General features: G+C 65.5%; 21 protein-coding genes. 14 read left to right on the top strand and 7 right to left on the bottom strand.

Annotated elements, in window-relative coordinates:
- Positions 1-40: 40 nt before the first annotated feature.
- Together ffh and AB4Z42_RS06295 are read left to right on the top strand one after the other, a co-directional pair.
- Entirely contained in the window at positions 41-1591 is a 1551-nt protein-coding gene (gene ffh, locus AB4Z42_RS06300) for a signal recognition particle protein (RefSeq protein ID WP_442008284.1), read from the top strand.
- Positions 1591-2664: a metal-dependent hydrolase family protein gene (locus AB4Z42_RS06295; RefSeq protein WP_442008283.1), complete on the top strand. Its 1074-nt coding sequence runs from the start codon at positions 1591-1593 to the stop codon at positions 2662-2664. Before ffh ends, AB4Z42_RS06295 begins: the two co-directional genes overlap by 1 nt.
- Here the strand turns inward: AB4Z42_RS06295 and AB4Z42_RS06290 are convergent.
- The 3 genes from AB4Z42_RS06290 to AB4Z42_RS06280 form a co-directional block, all read right to left on the bottom strand.
- Positions 2661-4286, bottom strand: a complete 1626-nt coding sequence (locus AB4Z42_RS06290) for a diflavin oxidoreductase (RefSeq protein WP_442008850.1) — start codon at positions 4284-4286, stop codon at positions 2661-2663. The two genes, AB4Z42_RS06295 and AB4Z42_RS06290, sit on opposite strands and share 4 nt — an antisense overlap.
- Positions 4287-4374: 88 nt before the next feature.
- Complete coding sequence (locus tag AB4Z42_RS06285; RefSeq protein ID WP_442008282.1) at positions 4375-5199, bottom strand: D-alanyl-D-alanine carboxypeptidase family protein; 825 nt, start codon at positions 5197-5199, stop codon at positions 4375-4377.
- Positions 5200-5269: 70 nt separating this feature from the next.
- Complete coding sequence (locus AB4Z42_RS06280) at positions 5270-6148, bottom strand: D-alanyl-D-alanine carboxypeptidase family protein (protein ID WP_442008281.1); 879 nt, start codon at positions 6146-6148, stop codon at positions 5270-5272.
- Positions 6149-6205: 57 nt separating this feature from the next.
- Between AB4Z42_RS06280 and AB4Z42_RS06275 the strand changes: the two genes are divergently transcribed.
- A complete protein-coding gene (locus tag AB4Z42_RS06275) occupies positions 6206-6628 on the top strand; it encodes a nuclear transport factor 2 family protein (protein WP_442008280.1) in 423 nt (140 codons plus the stop codon).
- A 5-nt stretch (positions 6629-6633) separates the two neighbouring features.
- Here AB4Z42_RS06275 and AB4Z42_RS06270 read toward each other — a convergent pair whose 3' ends face one another.
- Entirely contained in the window at positions 6634-7116 is a 483-nt protein-coding gene (locus AB4Z42_RS06270; RefSeq protein WP_442008279.1) for a nuclear transport factor 2 family protein, read from the bottom strand.
- Between the two features lie 265 nt (positions 7117-7381).
- Here AB4Z42_RS06270 and rpsP point away from each other — a divergent pair, with 265 nt between their 5' ends.
- The 4 genes from rpsP to trmD are packed head-to-tail and all read left to right on the top strand — an operon-like array spanning position 7382 to position 9352.
- Positions 7382-7900, top strand: a complete 519-nt coding sequence (gene rpsP / locus AB4Z42_RS06265; RefSeq protein WP_442008278.1) for a 30S ribosomal protein S16 — start codon at positions 7382-7384, stop codon at positions 7898-7900.
- Between the two features lie 8 nt (positions 7901-7908).
- Complete coding sequence (locus tag AB4Z42_RS06260; protein WP_003881089.1) at positions 7909-8151, top strand: RNA-binding protein; 243 nt, start codon at positions 7909-7911, stop codon at positions 8149-8151.
- Positions 8152-8156: 5 nt separating this feature from the next.
- Complete coding sequence (gene rimM / locus AB4Z42_RS06255) at positions 8157-8672, top strand: ribosome maturation factor RimM (protein ID WP_442008277.1); 516 nt, start codon at positions 8157-8159, stop codon at positions 8670-8672.
- A gap of 2 nt (positions 8673-8674) precedes the next feature.
- Positions 8675-9352 (top strand): tRNA (guanosine(37)-N1)-methyltransferase TrmD, encoded by a 678-nt coding sequence (gene trmD / locus AB4Z42_RS06250; RefSeq protein WP_442008849.1) that lies wholly within the window; start codon positions 8675-8677, stop codon positions 9350-9352.
- 6 nt (positions 9353-9358) lie between these two features.
- On the opposite strand, the gene AB4Z42_RS06245 is transcribed toward trmD, so the two are convergent.
- Positions 9359-9898, bottom strand: coding sequence for a hypothetical protein (locus AB4Z42_RS06245; protein WP_442008276.1), 540 nt, complete (start codon positions 9896-9898; stop codon positions 9359-9361).
- A gap of 98 nt (positions 9899-9996) precedes the next feature.
- Positions 9997-10941, bottom strand: coding sequence for a hypothetical protein (locus AB4Z42_RS06240; RefSeq protein ID WP_442008275.1), 945 nt, complete (start codon positions 10939-10941; stop codon positions 9997-9999).
- A gap of 303 nt (positions 10942-11244) precedes the next feature.
- Between AB4Z42_RS06240 and rplS the strand changes: the two genes are divergently transcribed.
- From rplS to AB4Z42_RS06220, 4 genes are all read left to right on the top strand, one after another.
- The gene (gene rplS / locus AB4Z42_RS06235) at positions 11245-11586 is read left to right on the top strand and encodes a 50S ribosomal protein L19 (protein ID WP_014214050.1); all 342 of its coding nucleotides are present in this window, start codon (positions 11245-11247) and stop codon (positions 11584-11586) included.
- A gap of 86 nt (positions 11587-11672) precedes the next feature.
- Positions 11673-12524 carry a signal peptidase I gene (gene lepB / locus AB4Z42_RS06230; RefSeq protein ID WP_442008274.1) on the top strand — a complete coding sequence of 284 codons (852 nt, stop codon included), beginning with the start codon at positions 11673-11675 and terminating at the stop codon, positions 12522-12524.
- A 44-nt stretch (positions 12525-12568) separates the two neighbouring features.
- Positions 12569-13312, top strand: a complete 744-nt coding sequence (locus AB4Z42_RS06225; protein WP_442008273.1) for a ribonuclease HII — start codon at positions 12569-12571, stop codon at positions 13310-13312.
- A gap of 47 nt (positions 13313-13359) precedes the next feature.
- Complete coding sequence (locus AB4Z42_RS06220; protein WP_221367291.1) at positions 13360-13665, top strand: DUF2469 domain-containing protein; 306 nt, start codon at positions 13360-13362, stop codon at positions 13663-13665.
- Positions 13666-13674: 9 nt separating this feature from the next.
- Here the strand turns inward: AB4Z42_RS06220 and AB4Z42_RS06215 are convergent, their stop codons facing one another.
- A complete protein-coding gene (locus AB4Z42_RS06215; protein ID WP_442008272.1) occupies positions 13675-14778 on the bottom strand; it encodes an NAD(P)H-dependent amine dehydrogenase family protein in 1104 nt (367 codons plus the stop codon).
- 126 nt (positions 14779-14904) lie between these two features.
- Between AB4Z42_RS06215 and AB4Z42_RS06210 the strand changes: the two genes are divergently transcribed.
- Genes AB4Z42_RS06210 through AB4Z42_RS06200 form a run of 3 tightly spaced genes read left to right on the top strand, consistent with a single transcriptional unit; the run spans position 14905 to position 18205 of the window.
- Positions 14905-15873: an LLM class flavin-dependent oxidoreductase gene (locus AB4Z42_RS06210; RefSeq protein ID WP_442008271.1), complete on the top strand. Its 969-nt coding sequence runs from the start codon at positions 14905-14907 to the stop codon at positions 15871-15873.
- A gap of 20 nt (positions 15874-15893) precedes the next feature.
- Positions 15894-16967 (top strand): NAD(P)H-dependent amine dehydrogenase family protein, encoded by a 1074-nt coding sequence (locus AB4Z42_RS06205; protein WP_442008270.1) that lies wholly within the window; start codon positions 15894-15896, stop codon positions 16965-16967.
- A gap of 41 nt (positions 16968-17008) precedes the next feature.
- Positions 17009-18205 carry a cytochrome P450 gene (locus tag AB4Z42_RS06200; RefSeq protein ID WP_442008269.1) on the top strand — a complete coding sequence of 399 codons (1197 nt, stop codon included), beginning with the start codon at positions 17009-17011 and terminating at the stop codon, positions 18203-18205.
- Positions 18206-18208 lie beyond the last annotated feature (3 nt).

Below are 18208 nucleotides of genomic sequence, written 5' to 3'. Positions count from 1 at the left end.
CGAAGGCAGGGGGACGACACGGGGAAGTAGGGTGGACCGCGTGTTTGAATCGCTCTCCGACCGGTTGACCGGCGCCCTGCAGGGGCTGCGCGGCAAGGGGCGGTTGTCCGACGCCGACATCGATGCCACGACCCGCGAGATTCGGTTGGCGCTGCTCGAAGCCGACGTGTCGTTGCCGGTCGTGCGCGACTTCGTCGCACGCATCAAGGAGCGCGCCAAGGGCGCCGAGGTGTCCGGCGCGCTGAACCCAGCCCAGCAGGTCGTCAAGATCGTCAACGAGGAACTGATCACGATCCTCGGCGGCGAGACACGCCAGCTGGCGTTCTCCAAGACCCCGCCGACGGTGATCATGCTCGCGGGTCTGCAAGGTTCCGGTAAGACCACGCTCGCCGGCAAGCTCGCGAAATGGCTTAAGGGTCAAGGGAATGCGCCGCTGCTCGTGGCGTGCGACCTGCAACGTCCCGGTGCCGTCAACCAGCTCCAGATCGTCGGACAGCGGGCCGGTGTCGAGGTCTTCGCCCCGCATCCCGGGACCAGGGAAGGGTCCGACGATTCGGCACCCGGTGACCCCGTCGCGGTGGCGGCCGCCGGTCTCGCCGAGGCCAAGGCCAAACACTTCGACGTCGTCATCGTCGACACCGCGGGCCGGCTCGGCATCGACGATGAGCTGATGGGCCAGGCCGCCGCGATCCGCGACACCGTCGACCCCGACGAAGTGATCTTCGTGCTCGACGCGATGATCGGCCAGGACGCCGTCACCACCGCAGAGGCGTTCCGTGAGGGCGTCGGCTTCACCGGCGTGGTGCTGACCAAGCTGGACGGCGACGCCCGCGGCGGCGCCGCGCTGTCGGTCCGGGAGATCACCGGCGTGCCGATCCTCTTCGCCTCCGCAGGTGAGAAGCTCGAGGACTTCGACGTCTTCCACCCGGACCGGATGGCGAGCCGCATCCTGGGCATGGGCGACGTCCTCACGCTCATCGAGCAGGCCGAGCAGGTTTTCGACGCCGAAAAGGCCGAGGAAGCCGCCGCGAAGATCGGCAGCGGTGAGCTAACGCTCGAGGACTTCCTCGAGCAGATGCTGGCGATCCGCAAGATGGGCCCCATCGGCAACCTGCTGGGCATGCTGCCCGGCGCCGGCCAGATGAAGGACGCGCTGGCGGCCGTCGACGACAAGTCGCTCGATCGGCTGCAGGCGATCATTCGCGGCATGACGCCCGCAGAGCGTGCCGACCCGAAGATCATCAACGGTTCGCGCCGGCTGCGCATCGCCAACGGCTCCGGCGTCACGGTCGGCGAGGTCAATCAGCTGGTCGAGCGGTTCTTCGAGGCCCGCAAAATGATGTCGTCGATGGCGGGCCAGATGGGTATGCCGTTCGGCCGCAAGAATTCGTCCCGGAAGTCGAGCAAGAGCAAACGGGGCAAGAACAAGAAGAGTGGCCGTGGGCCGACGCCGCCGAAGGTGCGCAATCCCCTCGGTGCCGGCATGCCGCCCGGATTCCCGGATCTGTCCGATATGCCCAAGGGGCTCGACGAGCTGCCTCCCGGCCTCGCCGACATCGACCTGTCGAAGCTGAAGTTCCCCAAGAACTGATGCCACTGCACGTGCGCGGTCGGGGTTTACCCGACGAAGAGCCGGTGGAGTGGTGGATCGTGGACGGCCTGCTGAGCGCCGACCCGGTCAAGGACGCCGAAACCGTGTTTGACGGCGGATGGATCCTGCCCGGGCTCGTCGACGCGCACTGCCACGTCGGCCTCGGAGAGCACGGACCGATCGAGGACCTCGACGAGTGCGTGGCGCAGGCCGAGACGGAACGCGACGTGGGTGCACTGCTGCTGCGCGACGCAGGCTCACCTATCGACACCCGCAGCCTCGACGAACGCGACGACCTGCCGCGGATCATCCGCGCCGGCCGCCATCTCGCCAGGCCCAAGCGCTATCAGCGCGGGTTCGCGATCGAAATGGACGACGAGTCCCAGTTACCCGATGCCGTCGCCGAACAGGCGCGGTTCGGCGACGGCTGGGTGAAGCTGGTCGGTGACTGGATCGACCGCGAGATCGGCGATCTGGCGCCGCTGTGGTCCGACGACGTGCTGAAAGCCGCGATCGATGCGGCGCACGACAACGGTGCCCGCGTCACCGCACATGTGTTCAGTGAGGACGCGCTGCCGGGGCTGATCAAGGCAGGCATCGACTGCATCGAGCACGGCACCGGCCTGACCGACGACACCATCGAGCTGATGGTCGAGCACGGCACCGCGCTCGTACCGACGCTGATCAACATCGAGAACTTTCCCGGAATCGCCGACGGCGCAACCAAATTCCCGGCCTATGCCCGTCACATGCGAGACCTCCACGAGAAATGCCCTGCGCGCATCGCGGCCGCGCGGGAGGCCGGCATCCCGATATTCGCGGGCACCGATGCGGGGAGCATGGTGGCCCACGGCCGGATCGCCGACGAGATCGACGCGCTCAAGGGCATCGGGATGAGTCCGACCGAGGCGTTGGGCGCGGCGTGCTGGACCGCCCGCGAGTGGTTGGGCCGCCCAGGTATCGAGCACGGTGCATCGGCCGACCTCGTCTGCTACCAAGACGACCCGAGGCAGGGCGCACGCGTCGTCAATCACCCGGACCTGGTGATCCTGCGGGGCAGGGCCTTCGGCTAGTACACGTCGCGCAGATACCGGTGTGACTTGATGAGGTCGTTGACGTACGCGTGAGCCGCGGCGGCATCCATCCCCCCGCAGTTGGCGATGATGTCGTGCAGTGTCGCGTCGACGTCCTTGGCCATCCGCTCCGCGTCACCGCAGACATAGACGTGCGCACCGTCGGAAAGCCAGTCGAAGAACTCCGCTGCATGCTCCAGCATGCGGTGCTGCACATACGTTTTCGGGACGCCATCGGCACCGTCGCGCGAGAAGGCGCAGTCGAGCCTGGTGAGCGTGCCCGAGTCCACAAAGTCCTCGAGCTCCTCGCCGTAGAGGAAGTCGGTGGCACGTCGCCTGTCCCCGAAGAACAGCCAGGACCGTCCCGGTGCCCGATTCGCCTGGCGCTCATGTAGAAATGCACGGAAGGGTGCGATGCCGGTACCCGGGCCGATCATGATGATCGGCACATCGTCGGCCGGCAGTCGGAAGTGGTTGTTCGGGCGCAGGTGCACGCGCACCGTGTCACCGCGCTCGGCAAGGAACGTCGACGCGACGCCGCCGTGCGTGCGGTCCTCGGCGCTGTAGCGCACAGTCGCGACGGTCAGGTGCACGCTTTCGGGGTGGACCAGCGGGCTCGACGCGATCGAGTAGTCGCGAAATTGCAACGGGCGCAGCGTGTCGACCACCTCGTCGGCACTCAGGCCTGCGAGTGTGATCAGGTCGAGGACATCCTTGCCGTAGAGCCACGATCCGGGTGCCGTCACCGCTTCACTGCGCAGCGCGGACGCTGCCTCGTCGTCACTGGTCCGGTCCGCGGCCAACGTCCTCAGTGCCCGCGACGGCATACGGATCTCCAGGCTTTGCGTGAGCAGGACGCCGAGTGGTGCGTCGTGACCGGCGACGGTGTAGTCGGGCCCGACGCCGAGCTGGGCCAGCACGGCAGCGACGAGCACAGGATCGTTGCTCGCATGCACCGCGATCGAATCGCCTGCCTTATAAGCGATTCCGGTGCCCGAGAGGTCCAGCTCGTAATGGCGGACCTCCTTGTCGGACTCCGGTGCGGTGAGCAGTTGGTTGACGATCAGCCGGACGTCGACCGGATGGTTGCGCTCCCGGCTGGGTGTCGCTTCGGGCTCCTGCGACTCAGGAGTGCTCACGACGGCAGCCGGCGCAGGACCGGTCAGGTCGGCCGCCAGCAGCTTCACGACGTCGGTCGACCACGCCTTGGCCGGCTGCTCGTAGAAGCCGTCGATGTCGACGCGTTCGGCCAGCCGGGTCGCGCCGAGCTCCTCGAGTCGCTCGTCGAGAATCTTGCCCGCATGGCAGAACAGGTCGTAGGAGGAGTCGCCGAGGGCGAGCACCGCGAAACCGAGATGTTCGAGCCGCTCCGTTTCACCGCTGATCGCTTCCCAGAACAGGGTGGCGTTGTCGGGGAACTCGCCGTCGCCGAACGTCGACGTGACCACCACGAAGTGAGTCGCCGTCTGCAACTCGGAGACGTCGATCTGGTTGAGTTCGATGGCCTCGGCCTCGATGCCGACGGTTTCCAGCGTTTCGGTGAAGGTCATGGCCGCGTCTTCGGCGTTGCCCATATCGGTGCCGTAGCCCACGATCAGTGAGAACTGCTGGTCAGTCACGATCGCGCCCCTTCGGTCTGCCCCCAAATTTAGGGTGACCTTACTTGAACGGGCGGCGCTGCGGCGGCCTCCCTATTCGAGGCCCGTGGCGCTAACCGGACTGGCCGAAGCCCCAGTCGAACAGGTTGATCGCCTGACCGTACAGATCGCCGTCGCCGTACATCTCCACCACGACGAGCCGGCGGTTGCCCCGTTGCGCGGCGGCGACGTACGTGTGGTGGGCGAGGTTGGTGAACCCCGTCTTTCCCGCGAATGCGCCGGGGTAGCGGGACAGCAGCTCGTTCTGGTTGGTCAGCGTCCTACCGGGGAACTGCGCCGACTCCTGCCGCATGATCTGCGCGATCAGTGGATAGTTCAGCGCCGCGCGGTAGATCACCGCGAGGTCGTGGGGCGTCGTGATGGATTCCCATCCAGGACCGTCGAGACCCGACGGTGAAGCGGCCCTGGTCGAACGCGCACCGACGGCAGCCGCCTTCCGATTCATCGCGGGGATCGCGACGCCTTGTCCGCCGAGCATGTCGGCCAACATGTTCGCGGCGTCGTTGCCCGACACCATCAGTAGCGCTTCCAGCAGCTGCTGGACGCTGTACGGCTGGCCCGGCTTCAATCCCACGCACGAGCATTCGACCTCGGTGTGCGACGAATTGGCGCGTGCGAAGTTGTTCGGGCGCAGGTTGTCCAGCACCACCATCGCCAGCAGCGGCTTGATCGTGCTTGCGGGTGCATGCTGCTCATTTGGGTTGCGGGAGGCCAGAATTGCGCCGCTGTCCAGATCGGCAACCAACCATGCCTGCGCCGGTCCGTCGGGCAGTGCGACGGCGCCGACCGGCTCAACAGCGGGCTGAGCCCCCGCGGGTGACGCGACGGCATTGGCCGAACACAGGGTGATCGCCAACGCGGCCAACAACTTTCGCACGGACGCCGAGCGTAACCGGTGCGTTTCCGGTCGCGGTCTCGAACGCGTTGCGATTCAGCAACTTCGCTGGCTAAAGCGCGCCGACGGTGGCATTCCGGTCGAGCGCAAAGCCCCAATCCAGCAGGCTGGCGGCCTGATCCCAGTACGTCGGCTGCCCGGGCTTGTCCATGCCGAACATCAGCGCGATGACCAGTCGCCTGCCGTTGCGCTGGGCCGCGCCGACGAACGTTTTCTTCGCGATGTCGGTGAAGCCGGTCTTGCCGCCGATCGCGCCGGGATAGCGCTTGAGCAACTCGTCCTGGTTGACCAGCACCGTGTCGCCCTTCTTCGTGGGGAAGACCGCGGTCGGCTGGGCGGTGATCTGCGCGAACACCGGGTCGGCCATGGCGGCGCGAAAGATGACCGCGAGGTCGTGCGGCGAGGTCCACATGTCGATGCCCGGGCCGTCGAGACCCGATGGCGAGCCCGCGTTGGTGCCGTACGCGCCGAGCAGTGCCGCCTTACCGTTCATCTTCATCACGGCGACGTCCTGACCGCCGAGCATGCTCGCCAGGGTGTTGGCGGCATCGTTGCCCGACACCAGCAGCAACGCCTCGAGCAGCTGGCGCGCGGTGTAGACCAGGCCGGGCGTGACGCCTGCGCAGTTGCACTCGACCTTGGTGTCGGCTTCGTTCGCGACGATCGTGGTGTCGAGCGGAATCTCGTCGAGCACCGTCAACGCAAGCAGGACCTTGATGGTGCTTGCCGGAGCGTACTGGCCGTATTCATCGCGAGCGGCCAGCACCTCGCCGCTGTCCATGTCGGCGAGTACCCAGGCCTGAGCCGGCCCCTCGGGTATGGGCACCGAACCCGATGGCTGGATGACGCCGGCCGGCACGGCAGACGCCACCGCGGTCCCCCCGGCAACCAAGCACAACGTGGTCGCGATGCAGACAAGAAAGCTCCGCATGACGGCTGAGCCTATCGCCAGCCAAGAGACTGCGGCGCGATCGTGTTCAATCGACGCATGTTGAGCCTTGAAGAGATATCGGATCGTCTCGAGATACAGCAGCTGCTGATCGATTACTCGACGGCCATCGACCGGCGGCAGTTCGACGATCTGGACCGGGTGTTCACGCCGGATGCGTACATCGACTATCGGGACATGGGCGGGATCGACGGCCGCTTCCCCGAGGTCAAGGCGTGGCTGGCGGAGACGTTGCCGAAAATCTTCCAGGCGCACGCCCACATGCTGGGCAACTTCGACGTGCGCATCGACGGTGACTCCGCATCGTCGCGAACCTTCTGCTTCAACCCGATGGTGTTCGGCGGGGAGAAGGACCAGGTCATGCTTTGCGGCCTGTGGTACGTCGACGAGTTCATCCGCACCGCAGAGGGTTGGCGGATGAACAAGCGCGTCGAGGAGAAGTGCTTCGACAAGCTGCTGTGAGCAGCTCAGCGCCGCCCCAGCTTGGCGGCCGCCCGGGTTAACCGGTCCGAAATGCGCACGGAGAACAGCGGATTGAAGAAGTCGGTGCGCAGGCGGGTCAGCGTCGAACTCGTGATGCGCCACTGGCCGTCGCTCTTCTCGTACGTCTCGTGATAGTGCCCCCAGCCGTCGAGGTTCAGGCCCGGTGCCAACCGCACGATGTCGTTGAGCGCCCAGATGCCGCGGGCGGTCGTCGGCGACGTCAGCTCGATCTCGGGTGCGTGGACCTGATGCACGGTCGGCTGCGTGTTCAGGTTCTTGCGCACGTACGCGACGAACTCGTCGGCGCCGTCGATCACCTTGCCGCCCGACGGCGAGGTGTCGCTGTGGAAGTCGTCGGAGAAGATGCCGCGCCAGGCCTGCCAGTCCTTGGTGTCCAGGAAACGGCAGTAGCGCGCCTTCAACTGTTTGATGGCCTCGATCTCGAGCAAGGTCTGCGCGGCGTCCATGGCGTGAGCGTGACACTTACGCCCAAATTTGGAAAGGTCCGGCACCGAGTGTGCGGTTTTGTACACCCACCGCGGCGTGTCGAGCTCGAAACCGCACACTCGAGCGCGATTTCCACCGGTAGGGCCTGTTCTGGCACAATGGGCGGCTGTCTGCCACACGACTACGGCCGGGTGGCGGTCACACACGTAAAGCAAAACCGGGTGCGGGCAATCGGCCGGCACCGCTGAATTGCAGCGTGGCAATCACAGGAGAAGTCGCTTAACCATGGCTGTCAAGATCAAGCTGACTCGGCTTGGCAAGATCCGCAATCCCCAGTACCGCATCGCCGTCGCCGACGCGCGCACCCGCCGCGACGGTCGCTCGATCGAGGTCATCGGCCGGTACCACCCGAAGGAAGATCCGAGCCTCATCGAGATCGACTCGGAGCGCGCCCAGTATTGGCTCGGCGTTGGCGCCCAGCCCACCGAACCGGTGCTGCAGCTGCTGAAGATCACCGGTGACTGGCAGAAGTTCAAGGGTCTGCCCGGCGCCGAGGGCACGCTGAAGGTCAAGGAGCCCAAGCCCAGCAAGCTGGACCTTTTCAATGCCGCGCTGGCCGAGGCCGATGGTGGACCGTCCGGCGAGGCCACCCAGGCCAAGAAGAAGAAGGCTCCCGCCAAGAAGGCAGCAGAGAAGGCCGAGACGGCTGACGACACGGCCGCCGAGACCGCGCCTGCCGAAGCCGCCGTCGAGAGCGCCGAAGCCGCACCGGCCGAGGCCGCACCCGAGTCCTCCGAGAGCTGAGCGCGACTGTGAGTTCTGTCGTCGTCGACGCAGTCGAGCATCTGGTTCGCGGGATTGTGGACAATCCCGACGACGTCCGGGTCGATATGGTGACCAGCCGCCGCGGGCGCACCGTTGAGGTGCACGTCCATCCCGACGACCTCGGAAAGGTCATCGGGCGTGGTGGACGCACCGCGACCGCGTTGCGCACGCTGGTTGCCGGCATCGGAGGCCGGGGGATCCGCGTCGACGTGGTGGACACCGACCAGTAGCCGATATGGACCTGGTTGTCGGGCGGGTCGTCAAGGCACACGGGATCACCGGTGAGGTGGTCGTCGATGTCCGCACCGACGACCCCGACACCCGTTTCGCGCCGGGAGCCAGCCTGCGTGCACGCACCAAAGGCGGAACCGAACGACGCTTGGTGGTCGACTCCGCGCGCCAACACGGGGGGCGACTGCTGGTCCGGCTCGACGGGGTCGCCGACCGTGACGGCGCCGACGCGCTGCGAGGCACGCTGTTTCTCGTCGATTCCTCGGATCTGCCTCCCATCGAGGACCCCGACGAGTTCTACGACCATCAGCTCGAAGGGCTAGCTGTCCGCACGACCGCCGGGGAACAGGTCGGCACGGTCGCCGAGGTGCTCCACACCGCGGCGGGCGAACTCCTTTCGGTGCGCAACGATGACGGCGAGATCCTGGTCCCGTTCGTCGGCGCCATCGTGACGTCCGTGTCGCTGGCCGACGGGGTCATCGAGATCGATCCGCCCGAGGGTCTGCTGGACCTGGAATGACCATGCGAATAGATGTGGTCACGGTCTTTCCGGAGTATCTCGACCCGCTGCGACAAGCGCTGCCGGGCAAGGCGATCGAGGCCGGCATCTTCACGTTCGCCGTGCACGATCTGCGACGCTGGACTCACGATGTGCACCGATCGGTGGACGACTCGCCGTACGGCGGCGGACCCGGCATGGTGATGAAAGCCCCGGTCTGGGGTGACGCTCTCGACGAAATATGTTCCGGGGAAACACTTCTGGTCGTGCCGACACCGGCGGGCAGGTTGTTCACCCAGGCCGATGCGCAACGGTGGAGCAACGAGAAACATCTCGTGTTCGCGTGTGGTCGATACGAAGGCATCGATCAACGGGTCGCCGACGATGCGGCCCGCCGGATGCGCGTCGAGGAGGTGTCGATCGGCGACTACGTACTGCCCGGCGGGGAGTCCGCCGCGCTGGTCATGATCGAAGCGGTGGTGCGCCTACTGCCCGACGTGCTCGGCAATCCCGCTTCGGCCCAAGATGATTCGCATTCAGATGGTGTTCTGGAAGGGCCGAGCTACACCCGTCCGCCGAGCTGGCGCGAACTCGACGTGCCGGAGATCCTGCTGTCCGGCGACCACGCCAAGATCGCGGCGTGGCGGCGCGAACAGGGGTTGCAGCGCACGCGCGACCGGCGGCCCGACCTCTTGGATTGAGCGCGCTCAGTTGACGTATTCGACGTTGCCGTCGAAATCCATGATGCCCAACTCGACGCCGAGCTCCGGCTCACGCTGCTGCACTTGGGTGCGAAACTCTCGCAATGCTGCGGAAAGCATGTCGGTCTCAAATGCCCTGTCCGTCTTGATCCGATCGCCGTAGGCCACTGCGGCGGCCCCGCAATCGCGGTGCGTCATCCCGACGACGCGCTTCACCCAGTGCAGGTCCACCGAGATCGCAAGGTTTTCCCAGAACGTCTCGTGCCAGGCTGCGAAGACCGGAGCCACCACGCCCACCGGGCCGCCTGCGAAGGCGAACTCGCTGTAGTTGTTCTGCCAGCCGCGGTCGGTCATGTAGTTCCACGCGTTCGTGGTGAACCGCGGATCTATGCACTTCATCAGCATCGCCTCGTAGCCCACGTCGAGCTGCGCGCGTGCCTGCGGGGCGGTGGCCAACGCGGCGACACCGAGCCCCAACCCGCCGAACATGACGCGCCGCGAGAACGACAGGGAACTGGCGTCGTGGGGGTTCTCGGTATCGGTCATCGGCTGTCACCCTTCGCGCGTCTAGCCATATTGCGAAGCGCTAACGGTAACCGGTCACCAACAGTTTTCGGCGTCGTTGGCGGGGTTTTGGAGCGGAGTTAGATGCGGCCGCCCGGGAACATGGTCTTGACCGCCTGGGTGATGGTGTTGCGCGCGGTGACGTCGTCGCTGGGCTGCATCGAGCCGATCGCCATGACGTAGCGCCGTTCCGGCCCGATCACACCGGTCGACAGGTGCACCCAGTCGCCGGCGTTCCAGCAGCAGAACCAGCCCTGTTTGACCGCGACGGGCTCGGCGTAGAAGCCGTCGGGGATGCCGAACCGCTGCGGGTAGACCCCACCGGGCACCGTGCCGTCGGGGGCGGTCGCCGTGTGCGCCGCCAGGTTGGACAGGATGACGCTGGCCTGCTCTTTCGGCAGTCCGCCCGTGCCGGCGAGCAGCTTGTCGTAGTACCGAACGAGGTCTGCCGTCGTGCTCAGGGTGTTGAACCAGCGCCCGTTGTACGGCGTCGAGGTCGAATCCAGTCCGTACCGGGCGGTGACCCGCGCGATGATCGCGCTGCCGCCGCTGCGATTCCAGAAGACCTCGGCGGCGCTGTCGTCGGAGGCCCGCAGCATGAAGTCGAGCGCCTTGCGGTCGGCGGTGGAGAGCTCGGTTTGCCCCTTCGACTGCTGTAACAGCAGGTCGTCGGCGATGAACAGCTTCGACACCGACGCTATGGGCATCGCCTCGCCGTTGCCGTTGGAGATGAGCTGGCCGGTGTTGCGGTCCAAGACGGTGATGGTGATGTCGGCGCCGGCCTTGGCGGCTTCGGCTGTCGCCATCCGCGCGCGCTCACTGAGCCCGTTGAAGGTCGCGGCAGGCTCGTCTGGCGGAGACTCGGGCAGCGGCGCCATGCCGCCCTGCGGCACGATGACGGTCAGCTGCGGACCCGAGGCCGCCGGCGGGGTTCCGTACACCCTGGCCTCACATCCATTGATGACGGATGCGGTGAGAATCACGATCGCAGTCGCCGTGACCAGCTTCGACGGCCGCCGTCGCATTGCCCTCCCTCGCCTCGCCATATCGTCAGAACCCGTGGCTCTCAGCGTAACGGCAGCTGCCTGCCATCGCTTGCTTAGGTGGGCTTGATGGTCTGGCGGTAACCTTGGCCCCGGATCGCGCCGGCCGGGGTCACAGGATTTCACTGGATCGGGGCCCATCTGGCACAATTGAGCAGTTGTCTGCGTGGGCGCGTACTCCGCCCGCCGTGAGATACACCCCGAAACGCCCGATAGCTCGGCTCGGCGCCGCGACCAACACGCGACAGCACGCCCGCAGCCGCCAACAGCAAGGAAGTGTCACCGATGAACACGCTGGACTTCGTCGATCAGACGTCGCTACGCGACGACATCCCGGACTTCAGCCCCGGCGACACCGTGAACGTGCACGTGAAGGTCATCGAGGGCTCCAAGGAGCGCATCCAGGTATTCAAGGGTGTCGTGCTGCGGCGACAGGGCGGCGGTATCCGCGAGACCTTCACCGTGCGCAAGGAAAGCTACGGCGTCGGTGTCGAGCGGACATTCCCCGTGCATTCGCCCAACATCGACCACATCGACGTCGTCACCCGCGGTGACGTGCGCCGCGCCAAGCTGTACTACCTGCGCGAACTGCGTGGCAAGAAGGCGAAGATCAAGGAAAAGCGCTGACTGTGTCCGGCCGCCGACGCGCCGGATTCTGACGCGTGGCAGCCGAGGAACGCGGCGATGATCATCGCGCTGGCTACCCTGATGCGGTGAGTGGAACCACCGATCCCGATGAGTCGCTAGAGACTGCCCCCGAGGACTCCGATTCGGTTTCCGATGTCGCCGCCGGGGCGGCTCCGCAAGACGCCGACGAAGCCCCGAAAAAGAAGCACGGTGCGCTGCGCGAGTTCGCGATTCTGATCACGATCGCGCTGGTCCTCTACTACGTCATGCTGACGTTCGTCGCTCGCCCGTACCTCATTCCCTCGGAGTCGATGGAGCCCACGCTGCACGGGTGCCCCGGCTGCACAGGTGACCGGATCATGGTCGACAAGCTGAGCTATCGGTTCTCTCAGCCAGAGCCGGGTGACGTCGTCGTCTTCAAGGGCCCACCGAATTGGAACGTCGGATACAAGTCGATCCGATCGCACAACCCCGTGATGCGCGTTGTCCAGAACGGGCTGTCCTTCATCGGGTTCGTCCCGCCCGACGAGAACGATCTGGTCAAGCGGGTGATCGCAGTGGGCGGTCAGACCGTCGAGTGCAGGGCGAACACGGGACTGACCGTCGACGGCAAGCGCCTAGACGAGCCGTACCTGAACTTCACCACGATGAACGTCGAACCCTCCAACCCCTATGCCGCCTGTCTTGGTTATGAGTTCGGGCCGGTGAAGGTCCCCGAAGGCAAGCTGTGGGTGATGGGCGACAACCGCACCCATTCCGCCGATTCGCGGGCGCACTGCACGAGTACACCCACCGATGCGCAGCGCGGGCTGTTGTGCACGGGTGACCCGGAGGCGGGCACGGTGCCGATCGCCAATGTGATTGGCAAAGCACAGTTCATCGCTTGGCCCCCCGGGCGCTGGGGCGGCGTCGACAGCGTGGACCCGCAGACCCAATAGGAGTTTCGCGATGAGCCGCTTGCGCGAAGAGCCGAGGGCCTGAGTTGCCGGCGACATGGCCTCCACGGACGGTGATCCGGAAATCCTCCGGCCTTCGCACGTTGGAGTCCGCGCTGTACCGGGGTGGTCTGGGACCGGTGGCGGGCGTGGACGAAGTGGGGCGCGGCGCCTGTGCGGGACCTCTCGTCGTCGCGGCGTGCATGCTCGGACCGAACCGCCTGGAAAGCCTCGCGGCGCTCGACGATTCCAAGAAGCTCAACGAGCGGGAGCGCGAACGGCTGTTTCCGCTGATCCGCAGGTACGCGCTGGCCTACCACGTGGTGTTCATCCCCTCGACGGAGGTCGATCGGCGCGGGGTCCACGTTGCGAACATCGAGGGCATGCGGCGTGCGGTCGCCGGGCTGTCCGTCCGGCCCGGCTATGTGCTGTCGGACGGATTTCGGGTGCCCGGCCTGCCGATGCCGTCGCTGCCGGTGGTCGGGGGCGACGCGGCCGCCGCGTGCATCGCGGCGGCAAGTGTGCTGGCGAAGGTGAGTCGTGACAGGCTGATGGTCAAGATGGAGGCCGAGCATCCGGGCTACGGCTTTGCCGAGCACAAGGGATACAGCACTCCCGCGCACAGTGCGGCGCTCGCCGAGCTGGGGCCGTGCACGCAGCACCGGTATTCGTTCATCAATGTGCGCCGGCTGGTGGCGGTCGACGGAGAGGTGGGCAGCGAGATCGGCACCGTACTGGTACCCGACTTCGCACTCGACACCGAACCCGAGCAGCAGAGCCGATTGGGGTAGGGGAGGATTGGACTCGCGATGAGCGGTTGGGAAGGACGGCTGAGCAGATGAGTGCCGAGGATCTCGAAAAGTACGAAACCGAGATGGAGCTCTCGCTCTACCGTGAATACAAGGACATCGTCGGGCAGTTCAGCTACGTCGTGGAGACGGAGCGGCGCTTCTACCTCGCGAACAGCGTCGAAATGGTGCCCAGGAACTCCGAGGGCGAGGTCTACTTCGAGCTGAGGTTGGGCGACGCCTGGGTGTGGGACATGTACCGTCCCGCGCGCTTCGTCAAACAGGTGCGGGTCATCACCTTCAAGGACGTCAACATCGAAGAGGTCGAAAAGCCCGAGCTGCGGCTGCCGGAGTGACGCCGGCGGTCATTTCGGGTTGAACGCTCCCTTCGGAATGGTGAGCGGCAGATCCACCGAGCTGACCAGACCAGGTTGTGCGGCAACGACATACGGTACGGCGTTCACGACGCGCATCGCGGTGGCCACCATGGCGCCCGCCCCTGAGGTCATGCTCTCGATTCCGGCCTTCTTGCGGTCCCGAAGCGTCGCATCGATCGTGCAGTCGATGTCGGGGGTGCCGGTGATCACCACGCGATAGCCCAGCGCGTTGGGCAGGGTGGGCCAGTGTGGCGCGACGTCGGGCGCCAGCCGGGTGACGTGTTCGATGACGATGGCTTCGTGTCCGTCGACGACCCCGATGGCCTGCATCCGCAGTGCGCCACAGGTTCCGGCCTCGACGGTACCCATCGCGACCTCCAACGTCCGTTCGGTCATCGCGCGATCGAAGGTCTCACGCATTTCGGTGACCTCCACGCCCAGTGCATCGGCGATCATGCGGATCTGGCCCTGCCACTCACCGGAGATGGCGCCCGGCATCGCGATCCACGGCTCGTATTCGGGCGGGCGGCCGAATCCCATGGCGTCGCTCATGATGTCGGGCACCCCGTAGTCGTCGTAGAGACCGATCTCGTAGGCGTGGATCTTCTCGATCTGCGACGACACCGTCGACAACACCAGGGGCAGGTAGTCGGCGGCGAAACCGGGTTCGATACCCGACGCATACAGCGACACCTGACCTTGTTTGGCCGCAGTGTCCAGTTGGTCGCGCCACTCGGCCGGTTCGTAGGCGTGCGGATTGACCAGTCGCGTCGTGCTCGTCGTCACCACGTTGAGTCCGGCGCTGAGCAACTTCACGTAGTCCGGAATGGCCTGGGCGTCACGCTCCGGGCCGCTGGCCGCATAGATGACGCAGTCGGGCTTCAGTGCGATCAGCGCATCGGCGTCGGTCGTGACGGCCAACCCGATCGGTTCGCCGTTGGCCAGCTCGCCTGCGTCCTTGCCGTCTTTCTCCGGCGAGTGCACCCAGACGCCGACGAGCTCGAGATCTTCGCGCTCCTGAATGGCACGAATCGCGATCGATCCGATGCCGCCCGTCGCCCACACCACCACGCGGTGCTTACCTTCTGTCATCACTACTCCTCATCGGGTTGCGCCCTGTTCGATCCGCTTTGAATAGTAATCACTATTAACGGCAACTGGAACAAAATTTAGGTTAGAGTCGGTCGACGTGACCCCTTCGGCCTCGACGTGGCGCTGATGTTCACACTCAGATTCGACATGCGTGCGCCCGCCACAGGCGCGCCGGCGACCGAGTTGTACGCGGCGGCCATCGAGATGTGCGCCTGGGCCGAGACGCGTGGCGCTGTCGTCGCGGTGCTGTCCGAACATCACGGGACCGACGACGGCCACCTGCCGGTCCCGCAGATCCTTGCCTCCGCCATCGCCGCTCGCACCGCGCGACTGGCAATCCTGTTGGCGGCCGTCCCGATCACGTTCTGGGATCCGGTGCGTTTGGCCGAGGAGATGAGTGTTCTCGACATCATCAGCAAGGGGCGAGTGTCCTACGCGTTCGGAATCGGGCACCGTGCACAGGAATACGAGCATTTCGGGGTGGACATGGAGGGCCGCGGCAAGCTGGCCGACGAATCACTCGCGCTACTGAGACGGCTGCTCGCCGGTGAACCCGTCGACCATGGTGGCCGGCGCATCCACCTGACGCCCCCACCCGTGACGGCAGGGGGGCCGTGCATCCTCATCGCCGGAGGGACTCGGGCCGCGGCGCGGCGGGCGGCCCGATACGGGCTCGGGTTCATCTCGCAGACCGACTCGCCTGGGCTCAAGGAGTTCTACGAATCCGAATGCCGCGCCAATGGTCATGAGCCGGGCGTGATTCAGTTCCCCGACGCAGGTGCGCCGACCACGGTATTCGTCGCCGACGATGTCGATGAGGCATGGGAAGAGCTCGGACCCCATCTACTGCACGATGCGGTGACGGCGGCCTCTTACCGGCACGGTGACGACTCGGTGGCAAGCATCTCGCGCGCCGAAAATGTGGCGGCCCTCCGTGCGGCGGACGGTCCCTACCGGATCTTCACCATCGACGAGGCGGCCGCATACATCCGAAGCGGAAGGCCGCTGCCGCTGCTGCCGCTGTGCGGCGGGGTGCCGCCGGAGACGGCGTGGCCCTATCTGGAACGGGCGGTCATGGCGGCCGAGCGCGCATGACCGACAGTGAGGAGCTCGGTGTGAAAAGTTCACTGCGCACGGTGGTTTGGTCGACGGGCGGTGTCGGATCGATCGCGATCGACGCGATTGTCCGCAGACCCGACCTCGAGCTGGTCGGGGTCTGGGTCCACTCCGATGACAAGGTCGGCAAGGACGCGGGGGAACTCGCAGGCGGTGCGCCGGTCGGCATCGCGGCCACCAGCGACGCCGAAGCACTCATCGCGCTGAAACCCGATTGTGTGGTGTACGCGGCGAGCGGGCCGGAACGCGACGCGGGCGCGGTGCCCGACTACCTGCGGTTGCTGGACGCGGGAATCAACGTGGTGTCGACGACGTCGACGAGCCTGATCTACCCGCCCGCCTACTACTCGCCTGAGTGGCGCGTGCAGCTGGAGACCGCGGCCAAGGCTGGAAGTGCATCGTTCTACGCATCCGGCATCTTTCCGGGGTTCGGCTCAGATCAGCTGGCGCTGATGCTCGCCACCCAATCGAAGAAGATCCGCTGCCTCAAGGTCACCGAGGTCGCACTCAACGACCACTACCCGGTAGCTGACGTGATGATGAACGGCATGGGTTTCGGCCATCCGCTGGACTTCGAACCTCTCTTGAAGACGCCCGGCTTCATCGAAATGGCTTGGCGAGCACCAATACATCTAATTGCGGCCGGCCTGGGTGTCGAGGTCGACGAGGTCCGCGGGAGTCTCGACCGGCGCCTCACCGACAGAGACATTCAAGTGGCGTTCGGCACGATCAAAGCAGGAACGTGCGGCGCAGTGAGTACCCGGGCGGCCGGAGTCGTCAACGGCCGGGAAGCGATCGTCGTCGAACACATCATCAGGATGGCGCGCGATGTGGCACCCGACTGGCTCGCGTCGGAGTTCGACGCAACATATCGCATCGACATCGAGGGCGATCCCGACATACATTGCGCGATGAATGTCGGTGCCGTGGAAGGTCACGCGGCGGGCCACGCGGCGATGGCCGCCACGGCGATGCGGGTGGTCAATGCGATTCCCTACGTAGTCGACGCACCCGCAGGCCTATTGAGCTCGCTCGACCTTCCGAACACGTTGCCCCGCCACGCATTCGATTGATTTCGGGACCAGAATCTGATGACCGACAAGATGGGCAGCCCATGACCGAAGTGAAGACCACCGATCTGTACTACGACCCGTTCGATTTCGACATCGATGACAATCCTTATCCGATCTGGGGCCGGTTGAGGGAAGAAGCGCCGCTCTATCGCAACGAGAAGTACAACTTCTACGCGCTGAGCCGCTATGAGGACGTCTCGCGGGAACTCCACAACTGGGATACCTACCGGTCGGGCAAGGGCACCACGATCGATGTCATCATGAGCGGCATCGAGGTGCCTCCAGGGGTCATCCTTTTCGAGGATCCGCCGCTTCATGACCTTCATCGGCGTGTGTTGTCAAAGGTTTTCACGCCGCGGCGGATGGAGGCTATCGAACCTCTGGTTCGTCAGTACTGCGTCCGTGCACTGGATGCATTGGCCGGGACCTCGACGTTCGACTTGATCACGGATTTCGGGGCGCTGATCCCGATGCGGACGATCGGCTATCTGCTGGGCATTCCCGAACAGGGGCAGCAGGAGATTCGAGACAACACCGACGCGTCGATCGGACTGAAAGATGGTAGCTTCCAGTCAGTCTCGGCCGAGGCCTTCGAGAACGCATATCAACTTTTCGCCGAGTACATCGAGTGGCGAGCTGAACACCCGTCCGATGACTTGATGACACAACTGCTCAACGCGGAGATCGAGGAGAACGGCGAGCTTCGGCGGCTGACGCGTATCGAAGTGCTGACCTATACCAGCATGATCGCCGGGGCGGGCAACGAGACAACCACCCGCCTGATCGGCTTCATCGGCCAACTCCTGGCCCAACACCCCGCGCAACGGCGCGAGCTCGCCGAGGACTTCTCGCTGATCCCCAGGGCGATAGAGGAGGTGCTGCGCTACGAGTCGCCGTCACCGGTACAGGCACGCTGCGTCGCAAGGGACACCGAGATATACGGGCAGTCAATCGCCGAAGGGTCGGTCATGTTGCTGCTCAACGGGTCAGCCAACCGGGACGAGCGGCACTTTCCGAATGGCGAGAGTTTCGACATCCACCGCACCGGAGCGCATCTGTCGTTCGGCCAAGGGCTGCACTTCTGCCTGGGTTCGTCGCTGGCCCGTATGCAGGCGCGGGTGGCACTCGAAGAGATGCTGACCCGATGGCCGGAATGGAACGTCGATCTTGACAATGCGGCGATGGCACATACTTCGAGCGTCCGTGGATGGGGTCGGTTGCCCATCGTCACCGCCTGACCG

The organism is Mycobacterium sp. 2YAF39 (genome assembly GCF_052114565.1).
In the GTDB taxonomy this organism is placed as follows: domain Bacteria; phylum Actinomycetota; class Actinomycetes; order Mycobacteriales; family Mycobacteriaceae; genus Mycobacterium.
This window is presented reverse-complemented; position numbering and strand designations above follow the sequence as displayed.